Raw genomic sequence first — 24,004 nt, forward strand, 5'->3', positions numbered from 1 at the left:
CGCTCAGGCGCCGCCCAATCGCAGCAACGCGCTCTGTGTCAGATAGCGGTCGTACAGATCGTCCTGATTGGCGCCACTGAAGTGCGAATTCTCCAGTTGCCGAACCTGCTGCAGGCGCGTGATACCGCCGCTCTGGATGTCCGACGCGATGACATGCGTCCAGCTCCAGTAGGGGTGCGCGCCGTCCATCACCTTTTTGTCGCCGCGCTCATAGAGACTGTAGGCGCCGTCAAACGAGCGAAACGGCTGACCCCGACGGTCATACGTCACCATGCCAATGACCACCTGATTGCGGGCGTCGAACCAGACCCGTTTTTTCGAGATCGGCGCGCGAGGAAACATCGTCGGCTCCGCCTCGACGACTATGGCTTCCGGCACGAGTTCGACGGTTGTATCCCAGAACGAATCGCCCTTTGGTCCGCCATGCGTACCGTGTCGCCAGTCAGCTTCGTCCGGGTTCCATCCATCAGAGATCGCGGCAAGGAACGGGCCGCGCCCTACGATTCGGTAGTTGCCCCACGTGTTCAGAGGATCGCCCGCAGCCCACGCGTCCGAAAGATACATTGTCGTTCCCGGCAACAGTGGCTCGAAGCGCTGGTCGGTCGGATGCTGTCGTATGCGGCGGAACTCAGGAATGTATCCGTACAGTTGCGGAAATGTCTTGTGATCGTAGGGCCAGATATTCAGAAATGACGTGCCCCGATACTGATGCGGCTCCAGGAAGAACACCGACTGGAATCGGAGTTTGTCCTTATGCTTTTCCCAGTAGGGCTTGGGACTGAGGCTGACGCGAGCAACCGGATGCAGCTCCGCCCAGCCACCGGCATAGTCGAAGTTGACTTTGCCAGACACATCGACATCTTGGACTTCGAACGCGTAGAAGGATGAGTCGTGACGTCCCCAGCTCAGCGTCTGCGCGGCAAACAGTTCCAAGCCGGTCTTGGGATCCGGAAACGGATTTCCGCCAATCCAGGGCTGACCATCCGCCGTGACCACGTTTCCTCGCTCGTCGAAGCGCGCCTTGCCGCGGTTGCTCAGCGTGGCCTCGATATATTCCCACGGCGAAAGCCGCATGAGATCGGTGGTCGTACGCGTCGTCTTCAGCCTGCGGCCCTGATTGAGGATCTGCTCGTAGCGGATCGGTTCGAGCAGATCCTTGACGAACTCCACGTTGCCCGCATGGATCTCATCTCCCGTCTTGATACGACCCTGCGTATACGCATCAAGCGAAAGTAGTTCATCCGGATAGGCCGAGGTCATCTCCCCTTCAGCCGCAAGCACGTCCCACAGCGGAGCGAGTACGCCAGTTGCGAGGACTCCGCGGGACGCGTCAGCAAGAAACTTGCGCCGCGTGTACCCGCGGTCGAACCGACGGATGTGCATGGCGATCAGCCCAGCGCGCGCAGGAATTCAAGAATCAGCCGATTGATTTCCCCCGGACGTTCCTGCTGAATCCAGTGTCCGGACCCGGCGACGATGTGGCTGCTGACCAGGTTTGGCATCCGTTCCCCCGCGCGCTCGATTGCCTCAAGCCCCCATTGCGTCCCGACGTCGAACTCGCCGCCGACGAAGCAGGCCGGCACCGTCAACGGCAGGCGGTCCTGCTCGGCGAGGTCTTCCCAATTGGCATCGACGTTGTGATAGAACGCCAGCGGCCCGCCGAAGCCGGACCGCTCGAACTCGCCCACGTAGAAATCGAGGTCCTCTTCGCTCAGCCATGCTGGCAACTGATCCGGCATCGCAAACGCGTCGCGCATGCGCGCACCGTCCGGGATGCACAATGGACTGTTGCGCAGCACCAAAATGGGATCGGCATCTGCCGGAATTTCGGCCTGCGACAGCGCATCGCCTGACACGCTGAAAAGTAGTCCGGTCAGCCACCCGCGCAGATCGCTCTCGATTTCATCAATGATGGCGTCCTGAGCGCCGAAGTAGTCCTGATAAAAGGTTCTTCCTGGCCCCGCAATAACTCGGTGATAGTCGTCCGGGCGCTGCTCGCCAAACGGGTTGCCCGGCAGCGCGATCTGAGCGCGTCCGGCAAATGGAACGCTCAATCCCATGACCCCGCGAAACACTTCCGGATACATCCATGCGGCAGTCCACGCGACCGGCGCGCCCCAGTCATGCCCGATAACCACCGCTGGCGCACCGCCCAGTGCGCGCACGACTCCGACCACGTCAGCCGCCAGAGTCTTGATCCGGTATGCCTTGTTCTCGCGGAATTTCGACGAGCGACCGTAACCACGCTGGTCAATTGCAACGACGCGATAGCCGGCGGCAGCAAGTACGTCGATCTGCTCACGCCAGGAATACCATGACTCCGGAAAGCCGTGAACCAGAACGATCAAAGGACCCTCGCCCTGTTCGACCGCATGGATGCGTGCACCATTTACCTGCAACAGTCTGTGCTTGCGTTGTGTCATGCGGACGGTCTCCTCGTCTGTCAGCTGGTTCATGCTAGAAGCGAACTCGCTGATGCAGGCACCCCCCGGTCGAGTGAACCGCCCACCTCATTGTGGTCACCGGTCACATGTGCCGTGACCCGGCCTGAATGAGTGGCGTCATTCCCCGATCCGTGTGATGTTCCCCGCGACGACAGGCGCAGAACCTAGGTGGGCACGGCATACAGGCTGCGTGTTTGCGTGCGCGACCATGACTGCACCATTGAAATGGCGTGACTGATAATTAGAGAGGAGCACGACAATGCCCGAAATGTCCTATACCAGCGGCCCCTGCAACGAATCGCTGCTGGGCCAGACCATCGGCGATAACCTGCGCCGAACGGTCGAGCGACAGCCTGACCGCGAAGCACTTGTCGTGCGGTCGCAGAACTACCGGGCAAGCTACCGTGAACTCTGGGAGCAGACCGAGAATCTCGCACGCGCCCTCATGGCACTCGGCGTAGCACGGGGAGACCGTGTCGGGCTGTGGTCTCCGAACCGGTACGAGTGGGTATTGATCCAGTTCGCCACCGCTCGAATTGGCGCCATCCTGGTCAATGTCAATCCAGCCTACCGTGCCAGCGAGTTGAGCTATGCACTCAATCAGTCCGGCGTCAGCGTTCTAATGATGGCGCACGGCTTCCGCTCCACGGACTACAGGCAGACGCTTGCGCAGGTCCGTACAGAGTTGCCGCAGTTGCGCCACGTGGTAGTGATCGATGACGACTGGAACAGCCTGCTGGGGCGCAGCGCAGAGGTCGAGCCTGAGGCGCTGTACGAACGCGAATCAACCCTGCAGTTCGACGACCCCATCAACATCCAGTACACCTCCGGAACAACCGGCGCGCCAAAGGGTGCGACGCTGACGCATCACAACATCCTCAATAACGCCTGGTTTATCGGTCGTACGATGGGCTACACGCCCGACGACCGCGTGTGCATCCCGGTACCTTTCTATCACTGCTTCGGCATGGTGATCGGCAACCTCAACTGTGTCAGCCACGGTTCGACCATGGTGATTCCAGGCGAGGCGTTCGATGCAGAGGCCACGTTGCGCACCGTCGCCGAAGAACGTTGCACATCGCTATACGGCGTACCGACGATGTTCATCGACATGCTGCGTCATCCTGCGCTGGATCAGCTGGACCTGAGTTCGTTGCGCACCGGAGTCATGGCCGGTGCGACATGCCCTGTACGTGTAATGGAACAGGTTCGTGAGCGCATGCACATGAGCGAGGTCACGATCTGCTACGGCATGACCGAAACCTCTCCAGTATCGACGCAGACCGCGATCGACGATCCCGTCGACAAGCGCGTTGCCAGCGTCGGTCGGGTTCTGCCACATCTCGAGATCAAGATCATTTCTCCAGAGAACGGGGGCATTGTGCCGATTGGTCAGGCTGGCGAGCTCTGCACACGCGGCTACTCCGTCATGCGTGGATACTGGAACAATCCCAAGGCAACGGCAGAATCGATCGATGCTGGCCGCTGGATGCACACCGGCGATTTGGCAACCATGGATCGCGACGGCTATGTCACCATCGTCGGCAGGATCAAGGACATGATCATTCGAGGGGGAGAGAACATCTACCCGCGAGAGATTGAAGAGTGTCTGTATCAGCACCCGCAAGTCGCAGACGTGCAGGTCATCGGCATCCCGTCCGAGCGCTATGGCGAGGAAGTAATGGCCTGGGTGCGCCCGAAAGACGGCGCGATACTTGAAAGCGCCGAACTCGAGGCATTCTGCCGCGAGCGGCTGGCAGGGTACAAGGTGCCCCGACACTGGAAGTTCGTGGGTGAATTTCCCGTCACCGTTACCGGCAAAGTGCAGAAGTTCCGCATGCGCGAGCTTGCCAGCGAGGAGCTGTCAGCCACCGCTTGAATACAAGCTGGGCGCACGCGAAATTTCCGGATTCGAGTGAAGCTGCCTTGGCGTCAACGCAGTTCGGCCGGAGGGTTGGCCAGCGACCAGAGTCGCCCGGTGCGTAGCCGACCGGGAGCGAAGGCGGGATCATTCACCGGGTCGGCTGCGCCGCGGCGCACCGGCAGAAAGGCAGTCAACGGATAGCTCGCGCGTTCGTGGCAATTGACGCAGTTGGACTGTAATCCGTTTCCCTGACCGCCATCCGGAAACTTTGCCTCGAACCAGGGGTTGAAGCAGATGTGCGGCGATGCATCACGCCCCAGCGGCCGGACGGGATCGACCGCGACATCCATCAGGTAGTTTCGCCAGGCACCCGAGACCACGAGCGGGCGATCCGCGCCGAACACCCCATCGTCCGGACGATCATGCCACCATGCGGTGGTCCAGGTTCCCGCTCCCGCGTCCGGCGCCATCAGATGAAATGCGACCAAAACCAGGACGTCTCCCGCCTGCAGTGGGCGCGCGAGGGCCAGGAACGCCGCCTTGCGCGCGCCTGAGTCCTCCATCAGGTCCTCCGCCAGCCCCCTGTCCACGGGGAGACGGACAAAACGCTCCAGACTGATCCCGCGCGCAGTCGCGAAGTATCGTCCCGCGAACGTCACCGCGCGCGCTCCCTCCGCAGGATCGCCGCCATCCACCACGACGACACGCCGCCAGCTCGTGTAGTCGTTGCTGCCGCCAGGCCGGGCCACATCCTCCGGATCCCATACCGGCAGCGGCGTCCCACCGCCAGCCGCCACAGGCCACCACGCGCTCATCATCACGCGGGCCCCAGACGGCAGCGGCGGAATCTCGCGGAGTCCCGCATACACCGGATCCGGCCTTCCTGATCGGGCCAGCTCGGCCAGGCGTTCGTCGCGATACAGACGATGCCTCCGGATGTGCTCATAAGCGTCGCCGTTGTAGTGCACGAAGGTGATGACGGGCGCATCCGCGATGTGCTGCAGCCGCTGGCCCGGCCCGGCAGCCGCACCGATCGGTCTTCCTGGAAATGGCCGTCGTGTGGCGTTGTCCGCTACGGCTTCGCGCGCAAAAATCTCTGCCTCGTTGTACCAACCCGAAACAGCGCCCGTATCGGGGAGCTTGGCGACGGGAGCAATCAGTGACCATCCGCGGCGTCTCAGCTGCTGCGATTCCGGAGGCGAATGAGCAATCGCGCCCAGCAACTGCTCCTGACTCGACCCCGCCGCGTACACCAAAGACCCGCACAGGGCCACGACTGCAACGACAAGCAGACTGAGGCGCACGAGCCGGTGCGTCAACGCGGAGGAACCGGGCTCAGCAAGCAATCGACCTGAACCGGCGTCTGTGCGCCACCCAGCGGCAGGCGTTTGACCACGCGACCAACCGCATAGCCATTCCTCGAGCACCTCGGGGTAACCTCCTCACTGCGCAGGTCTTGTGGCAGCTCCAGCCGGAACCGCCCAGTCGGACCAGTGATAGTGACGAAGTCCACCTCCGGTGTGACAAGCACAATCGTCACTCCAGGCACGTACCCGCCGTCAACGTCGCGAGCTGACCCGAAGTAGATATTGCCGGGACGATGCTCGCGCGGAACCGAGGGATCCCATCCATACCAGCTGGCCCACGCGCTCTGCGGCGTAACGACGACAGCCACCCAGGCTGTTGCAGCGATCAGCCACCCGGCACCGCAATTACACTTGTGGCGTGTCAACTTTCGGTGTGCCATGCCAGGCTCAGGCGAAGAATTGCCGAAGCAGAAAGGCGCTGGCGAACATCGCGCTCACTGGCACAATCCAGAGCCATTGAAGCAGCACCTCAGGAATCCAGCGGTCACGCAAACAAACGCTCGCGGCCAGCCCGGCACATCCCGCGCTTGCCATCAATCCGTACCAGTGCATCGCTGGCCCGGATGACGCATCGATCAGTGGCACAAAGCTGAATTGCCGAACCAGCGGGTAGTAGAGGAATAGCGCCAGATCAAGCGCGAAGATCGCGATGTACGACAGGCCGAAAACCACGGTAAACCAAGCCGCTGACATGCGTGGCATCACACGCCCCGAATGTTGTTGACGATGTGACCGGAGATGAAGTCGAACCAGATGATGAAGCTCAGCACCAGCGTGATGGCAATCCTTCCCGATCCTGGCGCGCGCGCCGTCGACCAGTAGTAGTGGTAGAGCGGCAGCGCCGAAAGCCCGATTCCGCCGAAATGCTCCTTCAGCTCGAACAGACCGACCGCCCAGCCCAATTGCAGTTCCTCCAAAGGAATCCGCGCATCAAGTCGATAGGCCGGATAGAGCAGACAGCCAAGGACAAAGCTGGCTACATACATCGCGATGACGGCGTTGCGGAAGACCCGCGGGTCGACCGCAACATAGCGCGAAATGAAGGCTGTGCCACGAGCTGAAAGCGGCTCAGGCCGCAACACCGCCAACGCCTGATGCGTGATGGCGCCCAGTAGCGCTACAGCGATCAGGCCATGCGCGATCAACGCCGCGACGATCACGGGCACACGCCCGACACACGCAGTCCGATCAACACGCCGCGACAGGACTTCATGCCTCCCTTCCCGTCAGCGCCGGATGCGCAGAACGCGACCGGAATGTCCCACGGCCAAGGTCATGCTTCCGGAAGCAGGCGAAGCAAGTCCCTGATACCACTCTGTCGCAATATCTTCGCCGTCGATATGCCGCCACGTTGTGCCGCTGTCGCGGCTCTCGATCAGTTCGCGGATGCCGATAGCCAGTACACGGCCATCAGATTCCACGTGCACACCCTGCAGACTTGCGCCCGTGCCTGACTCCAGTTTGCGCCAAGTGCGTCCATCGTCGTCGGTCTTGACGATCACGCCTTCCTGGCCGACCGCATAGCCCGTTCCGTCATCACCGAGTGTCAATGCCCACAGCGCAGGTGCTGGCACATCTCCTTCCGGTGGTTGCGCCCGCCACAGCAACCGCCAGTCGTCGCCCTGATTGTCCGAGCGAAGGATGAGGCCGAATTCACCGACGACCGTCACCCGTCCACGTTCGTCCACAACGACGTCGTAGAGCTGCGGTTCGAAGTCGTGCTCGGTGTAGCCCTCCCACGGCGGCGCAACCGACTGCCAGGTGTCTCCGCCGTCGCGGGATCTCAAGATCGTACCAAACTGGCCAACAGCAACCGCCAGTCCACCGCTGTTCTGGTCTATTGCCAGCAGCCGCATGTCGGTGGGTGCCTTGACCGCACGCCACGTCCCGTCGAGGTGCCCGACCAGTATTGTCCCCATCTGCCCCGAAACCAGGGTTCGCTCGGGGCCGATCGTCACATCAAACAGACTCAACCGGGTCGCGTCCTGCGTCAATGAACGCCAGCTCGTACCTCCGTCGTCCGTCTCGAGCAACGCCCCGCCGGTGCCGACAGCGAGGCCACGCTCGCCACGAAAGTCAATTCCAAAGTACGCCTGATGTTCAATACCGGTATGCACAGCCTCGACCTGACTTGCTGCAGCAAAGCCGACGTGAACCGCCGCGACCAAAATGGCCACGGCGGTGCAGCACCTACGTACCGGACGGAAGCTCTCCGCATTTCTCATACGCGTGAACATCATCGTGCCTCAGACCGCACCCAGGCGAGTCAGAGCCTGCTTCGTCAGGAACCCGTCATAAACAGCATTTTCGTCCGCCTCAAATGCTGTCTTGTGTCCACCGGTGATCTCTGGGGCGAGATAGAAACGGCTCAAACGGTTCGACTGAATGTCGTGGATCATGAATGTCTGCACGCCCCACTCGACCTGTCCGCGGCTATTTTTGTGCGCCTTCGTGCCGTTGTCCTTCGGACCGGCAGTCGCGATGACCGTTTTCCAAAGATCACCCCGGCGGTCATACGTGATCTGATTGATCAGCATGCTGTTGCGTGCGTCGACATAAACCCTCCGGCGACCCACCGGTGCGCGCGGATACCCGGTCGGCTCCGAGTCGATCACCAGCGCTTCTGGGCACAGCTCCATGTACATATCCCAGTAACTCTGCCCCTTCGGACCCCCGTGCACGGGCGGCTTTCCGTCTGGCTGGACGCCCTCAAAGAAGTTCTTGCCGCTACCGCCGACAAGCATCGGACGCCGATCAACAATTTTGTAGTTGCCCCAGGTCAACATCGGATCGCCCGCGCCCCAGGCGTCTGACAGGAACATCGTGATGCCCGGAACGAGCGGTTCGAACCGCTGATTTGTGGGGAACTGACGCACTCGCCGGAAAAGCGGCATGTATCCGTACAGTTCCGGGAACTTGCTCTGGTCGTAGTACCACTCCGACAGAAATGAACTGCCTGCTTGTTCCTGAGGGGACGTAAAGAGCACCGTGTTCAGGCGCAATAGGTTCTCGAAATTCTTGAATACCTTGGGGTTGCTGATGCGATTGGTGGTGTTCAGCTCAACCCACAGGAATTCGTATGAATACGCCTCGCTTCCATCGGGATTGATGTCCCAGTCCCGAATCGCGTACTGGGCAAAGTCATGCCGGCCCCAGCTATATGTCATGTTGGCGTATGCCTGCAATGCGTCCTTGGGGTCCATGAACGGAGCCCCACCGACCCACTTTCCTCCCGTCTTCGTATCGATCAGATTGCCAGTTGAATCAAAGCCGGCGCGACCTGCGTTGCGAACACTGGCTTCATAATAGTCAAGTGGAAACAGGTAGTCAGGCCTAGCCTCTGGCGCGTCATTGATGATGATCTTGCGACCGTCTTCCTTGATCTGCTTGTAGTCAATCTCGGTCAGAAGATGCTTGACGTGTTCCACGTTGTCGGCGTTGATGACGTCGCCAGGTTTGATCTTTCCCTTGGTATTGGCCTCGATACTGACCAGTTCGTCAGGATAAGCCTTGAGGAGGCTCTCGCCGCGTGCCAGAAGCGGCCAGATGCTGCACAGCACACCCGCCGACGCGGCGCCCTGTCCGACCTTCTTCAGCAGTTCACGCCGGCCATAATTGAAATCGTACTTACGAATGCGCATGTCTACTCTCCTCTCAAATCTTGGTTTTAAGACCGCAGTGTTCCGTTCTGAAAAACCCGCGGTTCCAGCATTCAGAAAGCCGCGTGTGCCATTCGTGAGCCGGCCTGCGGGGGGGCGAACTGAGAAAGGTCGAGGCTTTCACCGACCAACAGATCCCGACGGCGTACAAAACTCGGCTTTACGATCCAGACCAACAATGGCAGCACGACCAGCGCAAGTACCATGTTGATCAACATGACAAAGACCAAAAGCAGTCCCATGTCGGCAGTGAACTTGAGCCCCGACAGGAAGTACCACGGCAGAATCGCGAGCAGCATGATCGACGCGGTGAACATGATCGCCTTGCCCGTCGTCGTCAGCGCCTTCGTCAGAGTCGCACCCCACCCGTAGGCATCGTCGTACTCCTCGCAGATTCGTGACAGCAAATAGATGCCGTAGTCGATACCGATGCCAACACCGACGACGGTCACCAACGTGGAGTTGACGTCCAGCCCGATACCCAGCACATGCATGATCGCGACCATGATCGTGTTGGAAAGATTCACTGGTACCAGTAGCAGGAATCCGGCAGTGATCGATCTGAAGGCAAAGGCGCACAGCAGGAACATCGCCAGGTTGAGGCATATCAGCGTTATGTGATGATGCCGCTCAACGACGCGGTTCATTGCCTGCTGCAGCGGAATCGTCCCCGTCCCCATGCGAACGACGAAGTCGTCATGTTCGACGCCGACAACGGCAACAGCCTGTTCCGCCGCTGCGAGTGCGGCATCGACTGTCTCCTGCTTGTTGTTTGGATACCAGAACGACACCGTGCTGTGCTGAATGTTGAAATCGATGACCTGGCTGTAGTCTTTCGGGCTGCCGCCCGTCAGAGCCGCTCGTGACGCGCCCTGAGAGTGGCGATTGGTTGGATCAATTGGCAGCCACTTAGTGTTTCCGCCCTGGAAAAGGCGGTTCGCGCCCATCATGTAGTCGTTGTACGAACGCGTAGCGGTTGGCGGTGCAGCACTGCTCTCCATGAGAGCCTGCAGAGTGGCCATCGTCTGAGTTGCATGCGCCTGCTGAGCGGTCCGGTGGGCGTTGTCGTCCGGATTGCGTGATTCGAGCACAATTTCCAGAGTGTTCACTCCGGGAAAGTGCTGATTAATCTGACGTACCGCGGTGTTGTATTCAGAGTCCGGCCACAGCAAGTTGCTGCCTTCGACCGGATTACCGATCTTGATCTGTTCCGCCTGATAGAAAGCGGCCACACTGCCAACAACAACAACCGACGCAGTGATCCAGGCGCGCCGTCCCTGAACGATGCGCGCAAGCCTGCCAAGCACGCCGCGGATCAGGCCGTGAACGCCGGCTTGCGACCCCGTCGCGGTCAGTTTCTCCGCGTTGCGCGGCGGCGGCAGCCAGCTCAGCAGCAACGAAATCAGAAACACGCCAGTCGGCAGCAGCCATAGCGCCCACATTCCGGCAAAGAACGCGAACCGTTCCATCGCCGGAATCGGCGCCAGTGCAATCAGGAAAATGCCTACCGCGTCAGTGCTGATGCCGAGAACGCTGGGGGCAAACATCACACCCATCGTGAGCTTTGCCGCTGTTACGCGATCCTTAACGTGCGCGTAGATCTCATAGTAGCGCTCAATGAACTGAACGCTGTGCGAAAACGACCGAGCAATAAGCAGCAGCGGCACGACCATCAGCAGCGGCTCGACTGGCAGCCGGAGCCAACCGACCAGCCCAAAGCCCCACGTGGCGGCGACCACACTCGTCACAATCGGGACGACGACGCCGACCACATTGCGCATATAAAACACCAGCACCAGGACCAGCAATGATGCTGTCACCGAAAAAATGGCCAGCATCTGCGACTCGTATCGATAAACCCAGCCAGTCAGTGCCGGCTGCCCGGCAAGGTAAACCTCGTGATTCTCGTCGCGCGCAGCTTCGACAAGCGCCTGGACGTGATTGAACGCCACTCCATAGTCCAGAATGCGCTCAATGAACGTGGCTTCGATGATGGTCGCGGTATGGTCAGCGGAGATCAGAAATCCTCGTGCCCCGGGAGCCTTGTCGACGCGCCGCCTAAATTCGGCAATCTCGTCGTCTGTCTGTGGAACGCTGTCGCCCATCAGCGGCTGCGTATCGATGCCTGCGGGTGTCGCCTCGGCATAGCGCGCCTTCGTGGTGGCAATCGACATGATCTTGTCGTGATCGACGCCCGCCGTCAGGTCGATGTCGCGCGTCAGATTCCAGACCTTACGCAATGTTTCGGCGTTGTAGATGTCGCCGCCGTCGGTACGCTTGACCATCACCGACATCGTCAGCGGACTGCCGAATCCGGAATGGTCCTGATAGACCTGAACATAGGGGTCGTCGGCCGGCAATAGGTCCGAAAAAATTGTCTTGAGTTCGACGCTACGTAAGCCCGCGGCAAAGAAAAGTGTGACCACCAAGAAGAAAATCCCGGCGGCCGCACGGTTTCGCATCACCCACTCGGCAATCTTGAATCGGATCGAATTCACAAGTTCTCTTCCAGATATCCGCACCAACGACTTGATGTAGGCGCACGTACCACGCCCGCTTGTATGTTGTTTTTCTGATGCCCAACTACTGTCACCCCTGGAGGCAAATCTCCCAATCACTCAGATCGGGGGGCATGTCGCCTCATTCGGGGGATATGACGACAACACCACTCAGTTATCGCCCGGCGGCGCCTCGGTGATCATCCGGCGCAAGATGTCTTTGCGAACCTTGCCTGATGGTGTCCGTGGAAAATCGTCAACCCATTCCAGCCGTTCCGGGCATTTTTGCTTCGCCAATCCTGCGCCGAGCACCGTCGCGCAAATGTCGCTTAGCGTCGGTCGCACGTCTTCACGTGCGATCAGATAGGCACAGACTGTTTCCCCGAGGCGTTCATGGGGCATTGAGACGACCGCAGCCTCCCGTATGCTCGGGTGCTGATGCAGAACATCCTCGATTTCCTTTGCGGAAATGTTCTCGCCGCCACGAATGATCAGATCCTTCTTGCGGCCGGTAATAGTCACAGCGTCGGAATCCCCTAGGACGCCGAGATCGCCTGTGCGAAAGTAGTCGTCCGCGGTGACAGCCTCCGCGGTCTGCGCCGGATCGGCATAGCCTAGAAATAGTCCGTCGCCACGCACCACGATTTCTCCCTCTGCACCGCGTGGCACCTCTTCACCAGACTGCGGATCTTCAATTCGTACTGAGTACCCATTCAGACGGCCATCTGTCACAGCTGCGAGTTCGGTATCGTCATCTGCAGAGATGCCGTAGGTGATCAGCGGCGCTTCCGTCATGCCGTAAACCCGGAACACCCGCCCGGCCAGGGTCGCGTTTGCACGTCGAACGAGTTCAGGGGGCACTGCTGCGCCTCCGCAGGCAAATACCCGCAGGGATGGCAAGTCCGATCTGGCGATTTCCGCCTGCGCCAGGAGCTCCTGCAGGAATGGCGTCGCGCCGACGGTGGCGTTGACACCCAGTTCCAACGTCATCGCAACAGCTTCAGCGGCGTCCCAGCGTTCCGTCAGCACGGTCTGGGTTCCCAGATCGAAGGGCATCTCGAGACCGCAGCAGTAACCGGTGACATGTGTAACCGGCGACGGCATCAGTACGCGGTCACCCTGTTGCAGGCCCCACTGCTCGGCGGCGCGCAGAATCGCCGCAGGTAGCGATCGGTGCGAATGCAATACACCTTTAGCGCGACCCGTCGTTCCCGAGGTGTACATGATCAGCTTGACCGCGTCCGGATCCAGCGACGGCGCAGGCGGCGTCAGACCTGCCCCTTGCTCCAGCAGACTTTCGTAGGACAGACCACCCGGCCGGGGATCGCGCACACGCACAATCGCACGCAAGTCAGGCAGATTGGCGGCGACACGCTCGGCCATCGCAGCATAGTCGTAACGCCGCCATTCTCCAGTCACGAACCAAATTTGGCTCCGACAGTCCGCCAGCATCATTGCCAGCTCGGCGTCCCTGTAGATCGGCACGATGGGATTGCAGATCCAGCCGCCAAGGCACGTCGCGAGGTTGATTACCGCCGCTTCCTGCCAGTTGGGGAGCTGGAAGCTCACCACATCGCCAGGCCGCAAGCCTAGCGCCCAAAGCGACGCTGCCAGCCGCTCCGCATCAGCAAGCAGTTCTGCATACGAAATTTGAACGCCGCCGTCGGCCCGGATTGCGCAACGATGCGGGTCGAGCGCGGCCATGCGCCGCGCCCTGTCAATGATCGTCCCATTGTCGGCAATCACCCGCCCTTCCGTCACGGTTGGAATCTGTCGCGACAACGCGTCCCAATTCTTTGCGCCCATGGGGATCTCCTCTTCGAGCTCGCTCGAACTACCTGCCGCTGTAGACGGGCTTGCGACGTTCGCGGAAAGCATCGATACCTTCCTGGTGATCCACCGTTAGGTTGGACAGCGCTTCGTAAGCCAGGCCCGTGTCAAAGATCTGGTGGGCAATCGCCTTGAGGGTTAGATTTGTCGTGATCTTGGTCCAGCGGATTGCCTTCGTCGCGCCCTTGGCGAGCCGCTCGGCGAAACCGTATACCGCATCATCGAGTTCCTCTTGCGGTACAACGCGGTTGATCAAACCGATACGCTCAGCCTCTGCTGCATCCAGCAGATCCCCTGTCAGCAGATACTGTTTGGCACGGGCGAAACCGACCAGCTGCGGCCAGATGATCGCGCCACCGTCTCCTGCAACGAGTCCCACCGATACATGCGGATCACCGATGACAGCGCCCTCGGCAGCAATGATCACATCACACAGCAGCGCCAGCGACGCACCAAGCCCGGTTGCTGCACCGTTGAGCCGCGCAATGATCGGCTTCTCGACCTCTAGCTGGCCGAAGAGAATCCGCTTTGCCTCGCGGGTCATCTCCTCAAAAATGGAGGGATCGTCAATCGCCGCCTGCAGCCACTTCAGGTCGCCACCGGCGCAGAAGGCGCGGCCGCTACCGGTAAGCACGACGACATCCGAATCCGGATCCTTGTTGATGTCATGGAACAATCTAGCGAGTTCATGGTGCATCTCGCCATTGACAGCGTTTTGTGCTTCCGGGCGATCGAGCGTTACGGTCAGGATCCGCCCACGTCGGCTGAATTTGATGCACTGATATGTATCGAAAGGGCTGCTCACAATATGGTCTCCGAAAGGTGTACCGAAAAATGTTGATCGTTGCTCATGCAGCCAATCGCGAAAGTGCCCAATCAGCACTTCCATACAGGCTCTCCAGCATCAGCACCCGTTTGTAGTAGTCGCCTATTGGCAGCTCGTCGGTCATGCCCATGCCACCGTGAAGCTGGATCGCCTGCTGAGTGACGAACCGGCTTGCTGCCGCCACCTGTACGCGCACAAGCAGCGCCTTTCGCGCCAGATCAGTCTCGTCACGGTCGCAGGCATCCACCAGGCGATGCGCCAGCGCCAACGACTCCCGATAGTTCAGATACATGTCGACGAGACGATGTTGAAGAACCTGAAAACTGCTCAGCGTACGGCCGAACTGTCTGCGCTGGCGTAGATGATCAGCGGTAGCCTCCACCACGCTACGCATCAGACTTGCGGCCTCTACGGCGGCGAGCGCGCCTCCACGCAAGCGCGCACTTTTCAACGCAGAATCACCGCTCACCAGCAGGCGTGCAGAGGCGTTCTCCAAACGGACAGTTGCCGCGCCTCGGTCGTCGAGCGTGCGGTATGCGTTCAGACTGACTCCGGGCTCGTCGACTGAAACCAGAAATGCGGCGGGCTCGCCGCTGCTGACGATGCGGGCGCTGACAATCAGCACAGTGCCGCTGCATGCCGCCGGCACACAGGATTTTTCGCCAGTTAGTTGGTAGCGCCCGGAGTTAAAGGTCGCCACCGTTGAAAGAACACCGTCGCGACTGACGGGATTGGCCTCGCGGTCCGCAAACGCCGGTCGCGCACGACCCTCGACAAGTGCTTCCAGCAATCCCTCGTCATCTCCGGTCTTCCGGGCAGCCAGCAACAAACTTGACGACTCGCCGAGAATTCCAAGCAACGGCTCACGCCAAAGCGCTGCACCAGCTCCAACGAACAAAGGAAGCAGATTGGCCAGCGGGGCTTTTTCATCATCGGAGTCCGGCATCACCAACCCGAACCAGCCGAGGTCTGCCATCTCCCGCCAGACCGACAGGCAATATCCGTCAGTCTCCTGGCTGTAGGATCGCCACTGTTCTCGTGAGTAGCGTTCCCTGCTGAACCTGGTCACGCCATCTTCAATCAGGGCAAGTACGTCGGCGTCCATAGTCATAACCCCAATTGAACCTTTGCGACGATGCCGCGCTGGATTTCGTTGCTGCCGCCATAGATGCTTGTCGCGCGGCTGTACAGGTGATCAAAGACCAGCGCAGGCGCCATGGACGGTCCATGAGTGACACCTGAGAAACCGGCCAAGAGCGATTCGGGCTGAAAAGCCAGTCCAGATTCCCCAATCACTGAAACCACCGCATCCAGAATGGCCTGCTGTAGCTCTGAGCCACGGATCTTGAGTAGCGATGCATCGCTCTCACCACCTTTTCCGCGCTCCATATCGGCAGCAATGGAGTAGGCCGATGTGCGCAGGGTATGCAGCTTCACTTCAAGCTGGGCCAGTCTCAGCCGGAACGGCACCGTGTCACACAAGGCACGACTGCCGTCTTTCAATGAGCGTCCCAACTCGGCGAATTGGTCGAGCAGACGGCGTGCCTTACCCAGCTCCGCCACCAGCAAGCGCTCGCGTCCGACAATGAAGCGAGCCAGGTTCCAGCCTTCACCCTCCTCGCCGACGCGGTCTTCGACCGGAACATGCACCGAGTCCAAAAAGACCTCATTGACGTGATGAATGCCATCGATGGTCCGTATCGGTCGAATCGTTACACCCGGGCTGCGCAGATCAATCAGCAGAAATGAAATTCCCTGCTGCCGCCGCTCGCAGCGCTGCGTTCGGACCAGACAGAAAATCTTGTCGGCCCATTGCGCCATGGTCGTCCACGTTTTTTGCCCGGAGACGACGTAGTGATCGCCTACGCGTTCGGCAAACATCGAAACCGACGCCAGATCAGATCCCGCGCCGGGCTCCGAGAATCCCTGACACCACCAGGTCTGCGACTCGCGGATGCCTGGCAAGTACCGCGCTTTCTGACTTTCGCTACCGAAGGTGTAAATCACCGGACCGACGAAGCTAAAACCGAAATGAGTGAGCCATGGAGTCCCGGCGCGCTCGAGCTCCTCAATCAGGACGAGTCGCTGCGTGGGCCCCCAGCCGGCGCCTCCATATGCCACCGGCCAGTCCCCGACAAACCATCCGCGGCGATGCAACAAGCGTTGCCACTGAACACGGTCTTCTTTTGAAAAATACTCGTGACGACGAATCTTCGCAGACAGATCATCAGGAATGTCGCGCTCACAAAACTCGCGCACCTCTGACCGAAATGCCTGCTCATCAAATCGACCGGCGCCGCCCTGCCTTTCTCCTTCCATACGCGTCCGCACTCTCCGTTCTCGTTGGTATCAAATTGCCGGCGGCCGTAACTACGGCAGTCAGGGGAGAGTGAATATGCTGATGCGACGATCGCGGTGAAGCCATCACGCAATACGGGGAACTCTCACACCCATTCGGGTGACCGCAGCAAAGTGAACAACGGACGAAAAAAAGCCGGCGGGCGTATACACAGCCGCCGGCACGGGGGGAAGAAGCTAGAATTCGTAGGCCATCACGCTGCGCATCCGATAGCGTGATCTTGCTCTGCAGGCCACAGGCCTGCCAGACCGCAATCGTGTGAGCAGGAGAAATCGCTTGAGGCGGCCCGACTGCAAGCCGACCGTTACTCGATGATCTGCATGCGCAAGGCAATCGCTACAGCGTGTGCGCGATCAGCCGCTCCGATCTTCTCGTAGACCCTGCGCAGATGGGACTTGACAGTGTCTTCACTCAATGAGAGGTCCCGCGCAATCATCTTGTTGCTCTTACCTGCTGCGAGCGATTCAAGAATATCCATCTCTCTGCCACTGAGAACACTGCTCTCATCGGCAATCTTCGCCTCGCGGGCAAGTCTTTTTAGCAGGGGCATCGTGACCTCTGCCTGAAGGAACCCACTGCCGGAAGCAACTGCCCGTACGGCGCGCAACAATTCTTCACTTGATGCGCTCTTCATGACATAGCCGGTCGCCCCTGCGTTCATCGTCGCCCAGACGTAACCCGGATTGTCATACATCGTGAAAACCATAACCTTGCTGGACGCGCTGGCAGCGAAGATCTGCCCAATCGCGCTCATACCGCTCTGGCCCGGCATCTTGAGATCGAGAAGAACGAGGTCTGGACACAGCGTTTCGATGTCGGCAATGCCAGTTGCGGCGTCCCCACTCTGACCGACGACCACAATGTCCGCCTGTGCGTTGAGCATCGCTGCAACTGCTTCTCGCAGCGCTCGATGGTCGTCAATCAGGTATGCGCGAATCTTATTCATCGGGTGTATGCCCTGGTAGCCTGACCACAATTTTTGTTCCGCTGCCGTCCCCTTGGCTGAGGATCTTCAGGCAGCCTCCAAGCGCCTCAGCGCGCTCCCGCATCGCCATCAGTCCATAATGCCCAAGGGGAACATTTCCGGCGTCGAATCCGGGGCCGTCATCCGCTATCGTGAGCAATACGTCACTCCCATCCGGCACGAATCTGACTTCTACTTGCTTTGGATTTGCGTGCTTGCGCAGGTTCAGCATCGCTTCCTGCAGAATCCTGAACAGAGCGGCGTCGTACCGTGAACGCCAGCCGCGCAAGGACGGATCGATATGAACATTCAACTCAAAGGAAACAACGTCAGATAACTTCATCAAGTACTCGACGGCGGCTTCGTAGAAACCCAGCTCCTCAAGCACAGTCGGCTGCAGTTCGTTCATGATGTTGCGTACATCATGCGTACATTCGCTGATTTCCTTGGCCAGCATATCCAAATGCGACTGCACTTTCTGCTGCTGACCGACATCCGATCTCAGGCGTTCCGAGATTTGGCGCAAGTTGAACATCCGACCGCTCATTCGATCATGCAGATCGTGCGCGATGTTCTTTTTCTCCTCCTCACCGGCGTTGATCAGCCGATGAAGCAGCCAGCGAAGTCGCTGGCTGGCTTGGAATAGCGAATGGGATTGCTGCTGCACGAGAGCGATGTTTTGTCGCGCCCAGTTAGCCAACATGGCCGCCATCGCAGTAATGACACCAAGGTAGTACAACGCGATCAGGAGTGCCTTCAGCTCTGCGTTCGAGTCCGGAGCGTATAGATATAACAGCACTGCCAGCAGACCATTGACCAGGGCAATGCCGATCAGCTTGCTTGGTCCGAACCGAAATGCGGTCGCCAGCAAGGTGAAGTAGAAGAACACAAAGAAAATGGAGTTGATGCCCCCGGTTGCATAACAGATGGCAAAGGCCGCCAGAGGGTCACCAAGCGTCGTGATTGCGGAGGTTCTCTGGATGTTGCTCCCACGCTGAGCACTCCAGTACGACCACGTAGTGTAGAGCACCCCGCAGACAAAGATCGCCCATGCCAAGTTCCTGTCAGCTCCGTACCCCTGCAGGTACAGAACCACTAACCAACTGAGCATGCCAATAACGCGGATCCACAAAATCTCGCGTTCTGCGCGCTTCAGATGGGTTAGCAATCGCTCACTTTCAAGCACAGCCGCAGTGCTTTCCGGTGAGCAATCCTCCAAGGCTTCGGGAGTATGAGTTCTCATGTCGTATGTAAGCATACGCAGATCCGATGCGCCAAAGGAGTATGAGGAACGACCAAACGCCTGCAGTCCCTGCCAGGTCAATCTAGCTCAGAGAGACAAGCCGCTTTGCCTTTGAAAGTCCCCAAGATCGAAGTAGTCGCTAAAGCGAACGATCTTCCCTCCTGCAAGCTCGAATACCCCGGTTACCGGGAGTTCTATTCGACGTCCATCGTGCATCACGAAACGATCGACGCGCTCAACGAGCACAAGATCCGTCGATGATGCGATGCTGACAACATCCAGCGACGCCTGCGCAAATACGTCGAGAAACTGAGCGAATATTTTTCGAATCCCTGCAATTCCCTTGATTGGGGCAACAGGCACGTTGTGATAGACCGCGTCTTCGGAAAAATAGCTGACCAGGTGATCAAGATCACGGCAGTTCCAGCTGCCTAGGAAAGCCCGCACTAAGTCCGCGGAGCTTTTCGCTTCCGCATTTGTTCTGTCCATGCCTGCGCCCCATTTGTCGTTGTCGCCACTACTGCGCCGCATAGCCCCCGTCGACCGCCAGCGCGTGTCCCGTGACAAAACTGGATTTTTCAGAACCAAGCCAGATTGCTGCTTCGGCTATCTCGTCGGTGGTACCCAATCGGCCCATCGGCTTGAGCGCGAGCAGCCCTTGTCGTATTGCCGGATCTGCGTCGATCAGGCGTTCGAGCAACGCGGTTTCGACCATGCCCGGGCACAGGGCGTTGACCCGAACACCTGTCTTGGCAACCGTAATCGCGGTCGACCTCACCAGACCAACGACGCCATGCTTGCTGGCAACATAAGCGGGCAACCCAGCTGCCCCGACGAGGCCTGCAACCGACGCGGTGGCCACAATTGACCCGCTGCCGCGTTCTGTCATGGAGGGCAATACCGCCTTGATGGTACGGAAGATTCCGTTGAGATTGATATCAATGACACGGAGAAACGCCTCCTCCGTGCAATCCGCCGGGGACCCCAGCGGTCCCTCGACACCTGCGTTGGCGTAGACAACATCGGGAGCGCCAAATCGATCCGTCGCCAGAGCAACGAGTGCGTCGACGTCGCTCTGACTGCGAACATCGCATACGGCCCAGGCGACCCTAGCGCCCGATTGCATCAATTCACCCGCTGTTTTCTCGAGCTCGCTGGCGGCGACATCGCCCAAGACCAGCGCGGCACCTTCTTTCGCCGCAGCCCGAGCAATCGCTGCTCCGATGCCCATAGCAGCACCTGTGACCAGCACCACCTTGTCCGTCATCAGTTTCGTCATGGAAACTCGCTCCTCCAAATTTTGTAAGACCAGCTTCGCTTTCAGGCGCACGGTCAGCTATCCCCCATTCGGGGAGACGGCCGACCCAAATGGGTGACTCCGCTCGTGACGAGTCAGGCCCGCTGGCAGTTGTTGTCCTGAGTACCTGGAGTCAGATGGAATATGTCCGACTCCGCCAAGTAGACCTTGCCGTTACTGCCAGTCCTTAAGTGTGATGTGGTGGCAGTCCCGGGGCTGGAGTGTCGTATTGGCCATTGCGACCATCACGAAAGTTGCGATCGATCATCGTGCGCTTGAAGCGCAATTTTGTTCCCAGCCACTTGCCCACCACTTTTGCTGCCACGCGTGGCGTCATGAGACTGCCCGGCGGAGAAACGAAGTGCACCACTGAAAGGAGCTGCCGATAAATGTCCATGTCGTCGTGCGAGAGCTCGGTGAGTCGGTCCATGTACCAGGTCAGCCCACCGAAATACCATGGCCGCTTGGAATCGACATGATGAATCCACGGATAGCGCAAATTTTGCTCGCGCACGACGAACCAGACGAGATCTCCGATCTTGCCGATCTTTCGGTTATATCGATGCACAAAGGCCTCGCTGCCAAAATCGTCGCTCTGCAATAGCGCTCTCAGCTCGCTGAGCTCGAGCAATCCCTTGGTCATCCCGGCACCGGATACCGGATCAGCGCTGGCATAGGCATCGCCAACTACGACGAGACCGGCAGGAAGGCGCTTCATCCTCTCGTAGTGAAGCCGCACCATATCCGGGTAACGGAAGTTATAGACCGGTGAAATAGCTTTGAGGCCCTCAAGGTTGTGGGCCACTTCCGAATTTGGCATCAGCTTCGCAAATTCACGGAACTCCTCGTCATTTCTTGGGGGTGAATAGCAGTTGTACGCAACCAGAGACGTCGACAGTGTTGTCCTGCTCGAGTCTGTGTAGTACTGAGCCGTGTAGTGCTCCTGATGCGGGCGGTACGCATAGCAAATGACCATGACCTTGTCCTGCCACTGCCGCTCCGGTGGAACCGCATGCCGCATCGTCGAGTAAAAACAGTTGATGCTGTCACGCTCAGCCTCGGGCGCACCAATACCAATGCGCTCAAGAATCTTTGGCACCGGGGTGTTCTTGCCCGATGCGTCAACGACGAATTCTGCCGGTATCGGCTGCAGCTGGCCGTCAATGGAAGCGCCGACGCCTAGAACCCGGTTCGATTCCTTGTCATAAATAAGGTCGTGGACCTCGGTGTCGTATCGGAACTCTATACGCGCCTCGTCATCAAGGCGACGCCGGACACACCACTCGAGCAGCGGACGACCAGCGCAAACGATCTCAATGCCACTTTTGCAGACTTTCTTCCACGCACCTGCCATGTACAGCCGATACTGCTCAGCCATATCAACTTTGAAGGCTCCAGCGCGCACCATGTCATCGATGATGCCCGGGAACACTGTTTCGAGCATGCGCTGGCCAGCGATCAGCAGGTGGTGCAGATGCCAGCCCTGAGCGACGCCTGGACGACCTTCCATACGGTGATGGCCGCTGTCCTTTTCAAGAACGATGACCCGCTCAAACTTCTGCAGCAGCACCTTCGCCGTAGACATTCCGATGATGCTACCGCCCACGACGATGGCGGTACCTTTTCCGCGCTTGCGGAGATCACCGTAGTCCAGAGTCTTTGCAGCAAGGCGCGGCGGCAAGCCTGCTGCCGTGCCAGTACCAGTTGGAACGAACTTCTCGTAATAGAGTGCGAGATTGTGTAGCCGGTGGGCATCGAACCACCGCCGCGTCGCCTCGACCATGGCCGGGGGACCGCACAGATAAACGTCCACATCCCCATCGTTGAGATCACGCTCATCGAGCAGATCTGTGATGAGGCCTGTCGGCCCGGTCCATCGGGTGTCCGGCTCCGAGACGATGATGCGCACGTCCAGAGTCGCACAGGACTCACTCAGCGCCTTCAAGGCTTCGATCTTGCAGAGGTCGTCATAGCGGGTGACGCCGTAGTACAGGCGAACCGGCTGCGCACATTCATGGCGAGTCAAATGATCAGCGATTGCGAGGATCGCCGACAGCCCTGTCCCTCCGGCCATTAGAACGACCGGACGTGTCACGTCGCGCAGGTAGAAGCGCCCCTTGCTGCCACGCAACTGAATTCGATCTCCGGCGCGCGCGCGCGTGCGCAGGTAGTCCGACATGGCGCCCTCTGGCAGCAGCCTGACGATGAACTCCAGACTGTTTTCGTCGTTGGCAACATGCGCGTAGGAGTAACTTCTCCAGAGGCTGGTGCCGGGCACCATAAGTTGCGCAAACTGTCCGGGATGGTAATTTAATTTCTCACCAAGACTGGAAGCATCTATTCGCAGAATCGCGGTCGAGTCCGATACGATTTCAACGGACTGGACAATGGCTTCTCCGGCAACAAGGCGCGCTGCATTGGCATTCGCCGGATATTCAAGCTCCACCACACAATCTGAGCGCACTCTGGCCTGACAGGTAAGTATCTTGCGAGCATCACGCTCCTGTTCGCTCAGACCCTCAGTGCGCCCCAGTTCGTAAGAACCGCTTGTGCAGTTACCGACGCAGGTTCCGCACAAGCCACTCTGACACTCGTTAACGATCGGAACACCGCTCGCCTCCGCAGCGTCAAGAATCGTTTGTTCCTCTGACATATTCAACAGCTTCTCGGTGCCGTCCGAATATCGGACCGTGACCCTGTGCAACATGAGTTTTCACTCCTCCGTGCGTTGTCACCCAAGTCATCTTGAGCGTGGGAATAGGTGGCGATTTCGGCACCAGCGCCTTATCCGTGCAGGCATTGCGCAGAACCTTCCACCTCCCATTACGCGGCATAACATCGCCGAGCTTCGATGACTTTGTTATCGCTCATATAGGGGAACGGACTGTTCCGTTCAGGGGGTGTGACCGGAGACAACAGAAATGGCTCCACATCGATCAGCACGGCACCGCTGGCGACCGCCGCTTCCGCTTTGAAAGCGGAAAACCAGGGCTATTCCGTCTATCGCCGTCGATACTCTCAAGGAAATCAAAAATTGTACGGGCCGGCTGACGTCACCGACGCGCCGATTTCGATCAAATCGATTGGAGAATAGTGAACGCCCAACGACAAGATTGCCCCCGTAACGAGAGGTTCCACCGCAGTCGGAACCTGTCGCATTGCCTAAACGTTGCTCCTTGAATTGCGGATCGCGCGCCCATTCCAGCGTCAGACCGTCGCCGCCTGACTGCGCTGTTCGTTGAAACAGGTTCACCACCTCACCCGCTGCCTGAACGTCACCGGCATCGCTTGCTCGAGGTTCACTCGAATCGCCGACGTGTCTGGATACAACACAAATACAGAGACGATTGCGGCGCCGTGCGGCTGCCTGGGTTGCACACGCGAACTCTTGGAGTTCATACCGGACCAGAAATCCAGTCCCAAGAGCGGTGGTCAAAAATCCTGAGTTCCTGGAATGCGTGGTCTCAGACGGTCTCAGGATGGTCTCAATTTGGTCTCAGACAACAAAAAAGGAGCTAGGCTTTCGCCTATGGACTTCCCCCAGAGCAGTAGACAATCCGGCGCCTCACAAAGCAGCCTGTTCAAAGGCCTCGGGACTGACGCCGCCGAGATGGCTGTGACGTCGGGTTCGATTGTAGAAGACCTCGATGTAA

The 24,004-nt window shown here is 59.1% G+C and carries 20 protein-coding genes; 1 reads left to right on the plus strand and 19 read right to left on the minus strand.

Features of this window, described 5'->3' with window-relative positions; all coding sequences use genetic code 11:
- Positions 1 to 3 precede the first annotated feature (3 nt).
- Together E4T66_RS14195 and E4T66_RS14200 are read right to left on the minus strand one after the other, a co-directional pair.
- Positions 4 to 1,383, minus strand: coding sequence for a DUF1329 domain-containing protein (locus E4T66_RS14195; RefSeq protein ID WP_136849700.1), 1,380 nt, complete (start codon positions 1,381 to 1,383; stop codon positions 4 to 6).
- Positions 1,384 to 1,388: 5 nt separating this feature from the next.
- The gene (locus tag E4T66_RS14200; RefSeq protein WP_136849701.1) at positions 1,389 to 2,423 is read right to left on the minus strand and encodes an alpha/beta fold hydrolase; all 1,035 of its coding nucleotides are present in this window, start codon (positions 2,421 to 2,423) and stop codon (positions 1,389 to 1,391) included.
- A 280-nt stretch (positions 2,424 to 2,703) separates the two neighbouring features.
- Between E4T66_RS14200 and E4T66_RS14205 the strand changes: the two genes are divergently transcribed.
- Positions 2,704 to 4,323 carry an AMP-binding protein gene (locus E4T66_RS14205; RefSeq protein ID WP_136849702.1) on the plus strand — a complete coding sequence of 540 codons (1,620 nt, stop codon included), beginning with the start codon at positions 2,704 to 2,706 and terminating at the stop codon, positions 4,321 to 4,323.
- A 53-nt stretch (positions 4,324 to 4,376) separates the two neighbouring features.
- On the opposite strand, the gene E4T66_RS14210 is transcribed toward E4T66_RS14205, so the two are convergent.
- From E4T66_RS14210 to E4T66_RS21880, 17 genes are all read right to left on the minus strand, one after another.
- The gene (locus tag E4T66_RS14210) at positions 4,377 to 5,612 is read right to left on the minus strand and encodes a hypothetical protein (protein WP_136849703.1); all 1,236 of its coding nucleotides are present in this window, start codon (positions 5,610 to 5,612) and stop codon (positions 4,377 to 4,379) included.
- Between the two features lie 450 nt (positions 5,613 to 6,062).
- On the minus strand, positions 6,063 to 6,377 hold the full coding sequence (locus tag E4T66_RS14215) for a hypothetical protein (RefSeq protein WP_136849704.1): 315 nt from the start codon (positions 6,375 to 6,377) through the stop codon (positions 6,063 to 6,065).
- Positions 6,377 to 6,835, minus strand: coding sequence for a hypothetical protein (locus E4T66_RS14220; protein WP_136849705.1), 459 nt, complete (start codon positions 6,833 to 6,835; stop codon positions 6,377 to 6,379). Before E4T66_RS14220 ends, E4T66_RS14215 begins: the two co-directional genes overlap by 1 nt.
- 66 nt (positions 6,836 to 6,901) lie before the next feature.
- Entirely contained in the window at positions 6,902 to 7,912 is a 1,011-nt protein-coding gene (locus tag E4T66_RS14225) for a WD40/YVTN/BNR-like repeat-containing protein (protein WP_169577633.1), read from the minus strand.
- A gap of 9 nt (positions 7,913 to 7,921) precedes the next feature.
- Positions 7,922 to 9,316 carry a DUF1329 domain-containing protein gene (locus E4T66_RS14230; RefSeq protein ID WP_136849707.1) on the minus strand — a complete coding sequence of 465 codons (1,395 nt, stop codon included), beginning with the start codon at positions 9,314 to 9,316 and terminating at the stop codon, positions 7,922 to 7,924.
- A 71-nt stretch (positions 9,317 to 9,387) separates the two neighbouring features.
- Positions 9,388 to 11,832: an efflux RND transporter permease subunit gene (locus E4T66_RS14235; RefSeq protein WP_136849708.1), complete on the minus strand. Its 2,445-nt coding sequence runs from the start codon at positions 11,830 to 11,832 to the stop codon at positions 9,388 to 9,390.
- A 171-nt stretch (positions 11,833 to 12,003) separates the two neighbouring features.
- On the minus strand, positions 12,004 to 13,710 hold the full coding sequence (locus tag E4T66_RS14240) for an AMP-binding protein (RefSeq protein ID WP_136849709.1): 1,707 nt from the start codon (positions 13,708 to 13,710) through the stop codon (positions 12,004 to 12,006).
- On the minus strand, positions 13,667 to 14,551 hold the full coding sequence (locus E4T66_RS14245; protein ID WP_136849710.1) for an enoyl-CoA hydratase/isomerase family protein: 885 nt from the start codon (positions 14,549 to 14,551) through the stop codon (positions 13,667 to 13,669). Before E4T66_RS14245 ends, E4T66_RS14240 begins: the two co-directional genes overlap by 44 nt.
- Complete coding sequence (locus E4T66_RS14250; protein WP_169577634.1) at positions 14,511 to 15,593, minus strand: acyl-CoA dehydrogenase; 1,083 nt, start codon at positions 15,591 to 15,593, stop codon at positions 14,511 to 14,513. Before E4T66_RS14250 ends, E4T66_RS14245 begins: the two co-directional genes overlap by 41 nt.
- 2 nt (positions 15,594 to 15,595) lie before the next feature.
- A complete protein-coding gene (locus tag E4T66_RS14255) occupies positions 15,596 to 16,807 on the minus strand; it encodes an acyl-CoA dehydrogenase family protein (RefSeq protein WP_136849712.1) in 1,212 nt (403 codons plus the stop codon).
- Between the two features lie 344 nt (positions 16,808 to 17,151).
- Positions 17,152 to 17,793: a response regulator gene (locus E4T66_RS14260; protein ID WP_136849713.1), complete on the minus strand. Its 642-nt coding sequence runs from the start codon at positions 17,791 to 17,793 to the stop codon at positions 17,152 to 17,154.
- Complete coding sequence (locus E4T66_RS14265) at positions 17,786 to 19,069, minus strand: sensor histidine kinase (RefSeq protein WP_136849714.1); 1,284 nt, start codon at positions 19,067 to 19,069, stop codon at positions 17,786 to 17,788. Before E4T66_RS14265 ends, E4T66_RS14260 begins: the two co-directional genes overlap by 8 nt.
- Before the next feature lie 72 nt (positions 19,070 to 19,141).
- Positions 19,142 to 19,543, minus strand: a complete 402-nt coding sequence (locus E4T66_RS14270) for a limonene-1,2-epoxide hydrolase family protein (RefSeq protein ID WP_136849715.1) — start codon at positions 19,541 to 19,543, stop codon at positions 19,142 to 19,144.
- Between the two features lie 28 nt (positions 19,544 to 19,571).
- Positions 19,572 to 20,333, minus strand: coding sequence for an SDR family NAD(P)-dependent oxidoreductase (locus tag E4T66_RS14275; RefSeq protein WP_136849716.1), 762 nt, complete (start codon positions 20,331 to 20,333; stop codon positions 19,572 to 19,574).
- A 205-nt stretch (positions 20,334 to 20,538) separates the two neighbouring features.
- A complete protein-coding gene (locus tag E4T66_RS14280) occupies positions 20,539 to 23,058 on the minus strand; it encodes an FAD-binding oxidoreductase (RefSeq protein WP_136849717.1) in 2,520 nt (839 codons plus the stop codon).
- A 186-nt stretch (positions 23,059 to 23,244) separates the two neighbouring features.
- Positions 23,245 to 23,604: a hypothetical protein gene (locus tag E4T66_RS21590; protein ID WP_211242932.1), complete on the minus strand. Its 360-nt coding sequence runs from the start codon at positions 23,602 to 23,604 to the stop codon at positions 23,245 to 23,247.
- A 312-nt stretch (positions 23,605 to 23,916) separates the two neighbouring features.
- The coding region (locus E4T66_RS21880) for an IS3 family transposase (RefSeq protein WP_367396750.1) at positions 23,917 to 24,004 on the minus strand (88 nt) is incomplete at its 5' end.

This window comes from Sinimarinibacterium arenosum, assembly GCF_005047655.1.
GTDB lineage: Bacteria > Pseudomonadota > Gammaproteobacteria > Nevskiales > Nevskiaceae > Solimonas.

Coding starts and splice junctions, on each gene's coding strand:
- E4T66_RS14195 (WP_136849700.1), bottom strand. CDS start 1,383: ATGCACATCCGTCGGTTCGACCGCGGGTACACGCGGCGCAAGTTTCTT.
- E4T66_RS14200 (WP_136849701.1), bottom strand. CDS start 2,423: ATGACACAACGCAAGCACAGACTGTTGCAGGTAAATGGTGCACGCATC.
- E4T66_RS14205 (WP_136849702.1), top strand. CDS start 2,704: ATGCCCGAAATGTCCTATACCAGCGGCCCCTGCAACGAATCGCTGCTG.
- E4T66_RS14215 (WP_136849704.1), bottom strand. CDS start 6,377: ATGCCACGCATGTCAGCGGCTTGGTTTACCGTGGTTTTCGGCCTGTCG.
- E4T66_RS14225 (WP_169577633.1), bottom strand. CDS start 7,912: ATGTTCACGCGTATGAGAAATGCGGAGAGCTTCCGTCCGGTACGTAGG.
- E4T66_RS14230 (WP_136849707.1), bottom strand. CDS start 9,316: ATGCGCATTCGTAAGTACGATTTCAATTATGGCCGGCGTGAACTGCTG.
- E4T66_RS14240 (WP_136849709.1), bottom strand. CDS start 13,710: ATGCTTTCCGCGAACGTCGCAAGCCCGTCTACAGCGGCAGGTAGTTCG.
- E4T66_RS14245 (WP_136849710.1), bottom strand. CDS start 14,551: ATGGAAGTGCTGATTGGGCACTTTCGCGATTGGCTGCATGAGCAACGA.
- E4T66_RS14250 (WP_169577634.1), bottom strand. CDS start 15,593: ATGGACGCCGACGTACTTGCCCTGATTGAAGATGGCGTGACCAGGTTC.
- E4T66_RS14255 (WP_136849712.1), bottom strand. CDS start 16,807: ATGGAAGGAGAAAGGCAGGGCGGCGCCGGTCGATTTGATGAGCAGGCA.
- E4T66_RS14260 (WP_136849713.1), bottom strand. CDS start 17,793: ATGAATAAGATTCGCGCATACCTGATTGACGACCATCGAGCGCTGCGA.
- E4T66_RS14265 (WP_136849714.1), bottom strand. CDS start 19,069: ATGCTTACATACGACATGAGAACTCATACTCCCGAAGCCTTGGAGGAT.
- E4T66_RS14270 (WP_136849715.1), bottom strand. CDS start 19,543: ATGGACAGAACAAATGCGGAAGCGAAAAGCTCCGCGGACTTAGTGCGG.
- E4T66_RS14275 (WP_136849716.1), bottom strand. CDS start 20,333: ATGACGAAACTGATGACGGACAAGGTGGTGCTGGTCACAGGTGCTGCT.
- E4T66_RS14280 (WP_136849717.1), bottom strand. CDS start 23,058: ATGTTGCACAGGGTCACGGTCCGATATTCGGACGGCACCGAGAAGCTG.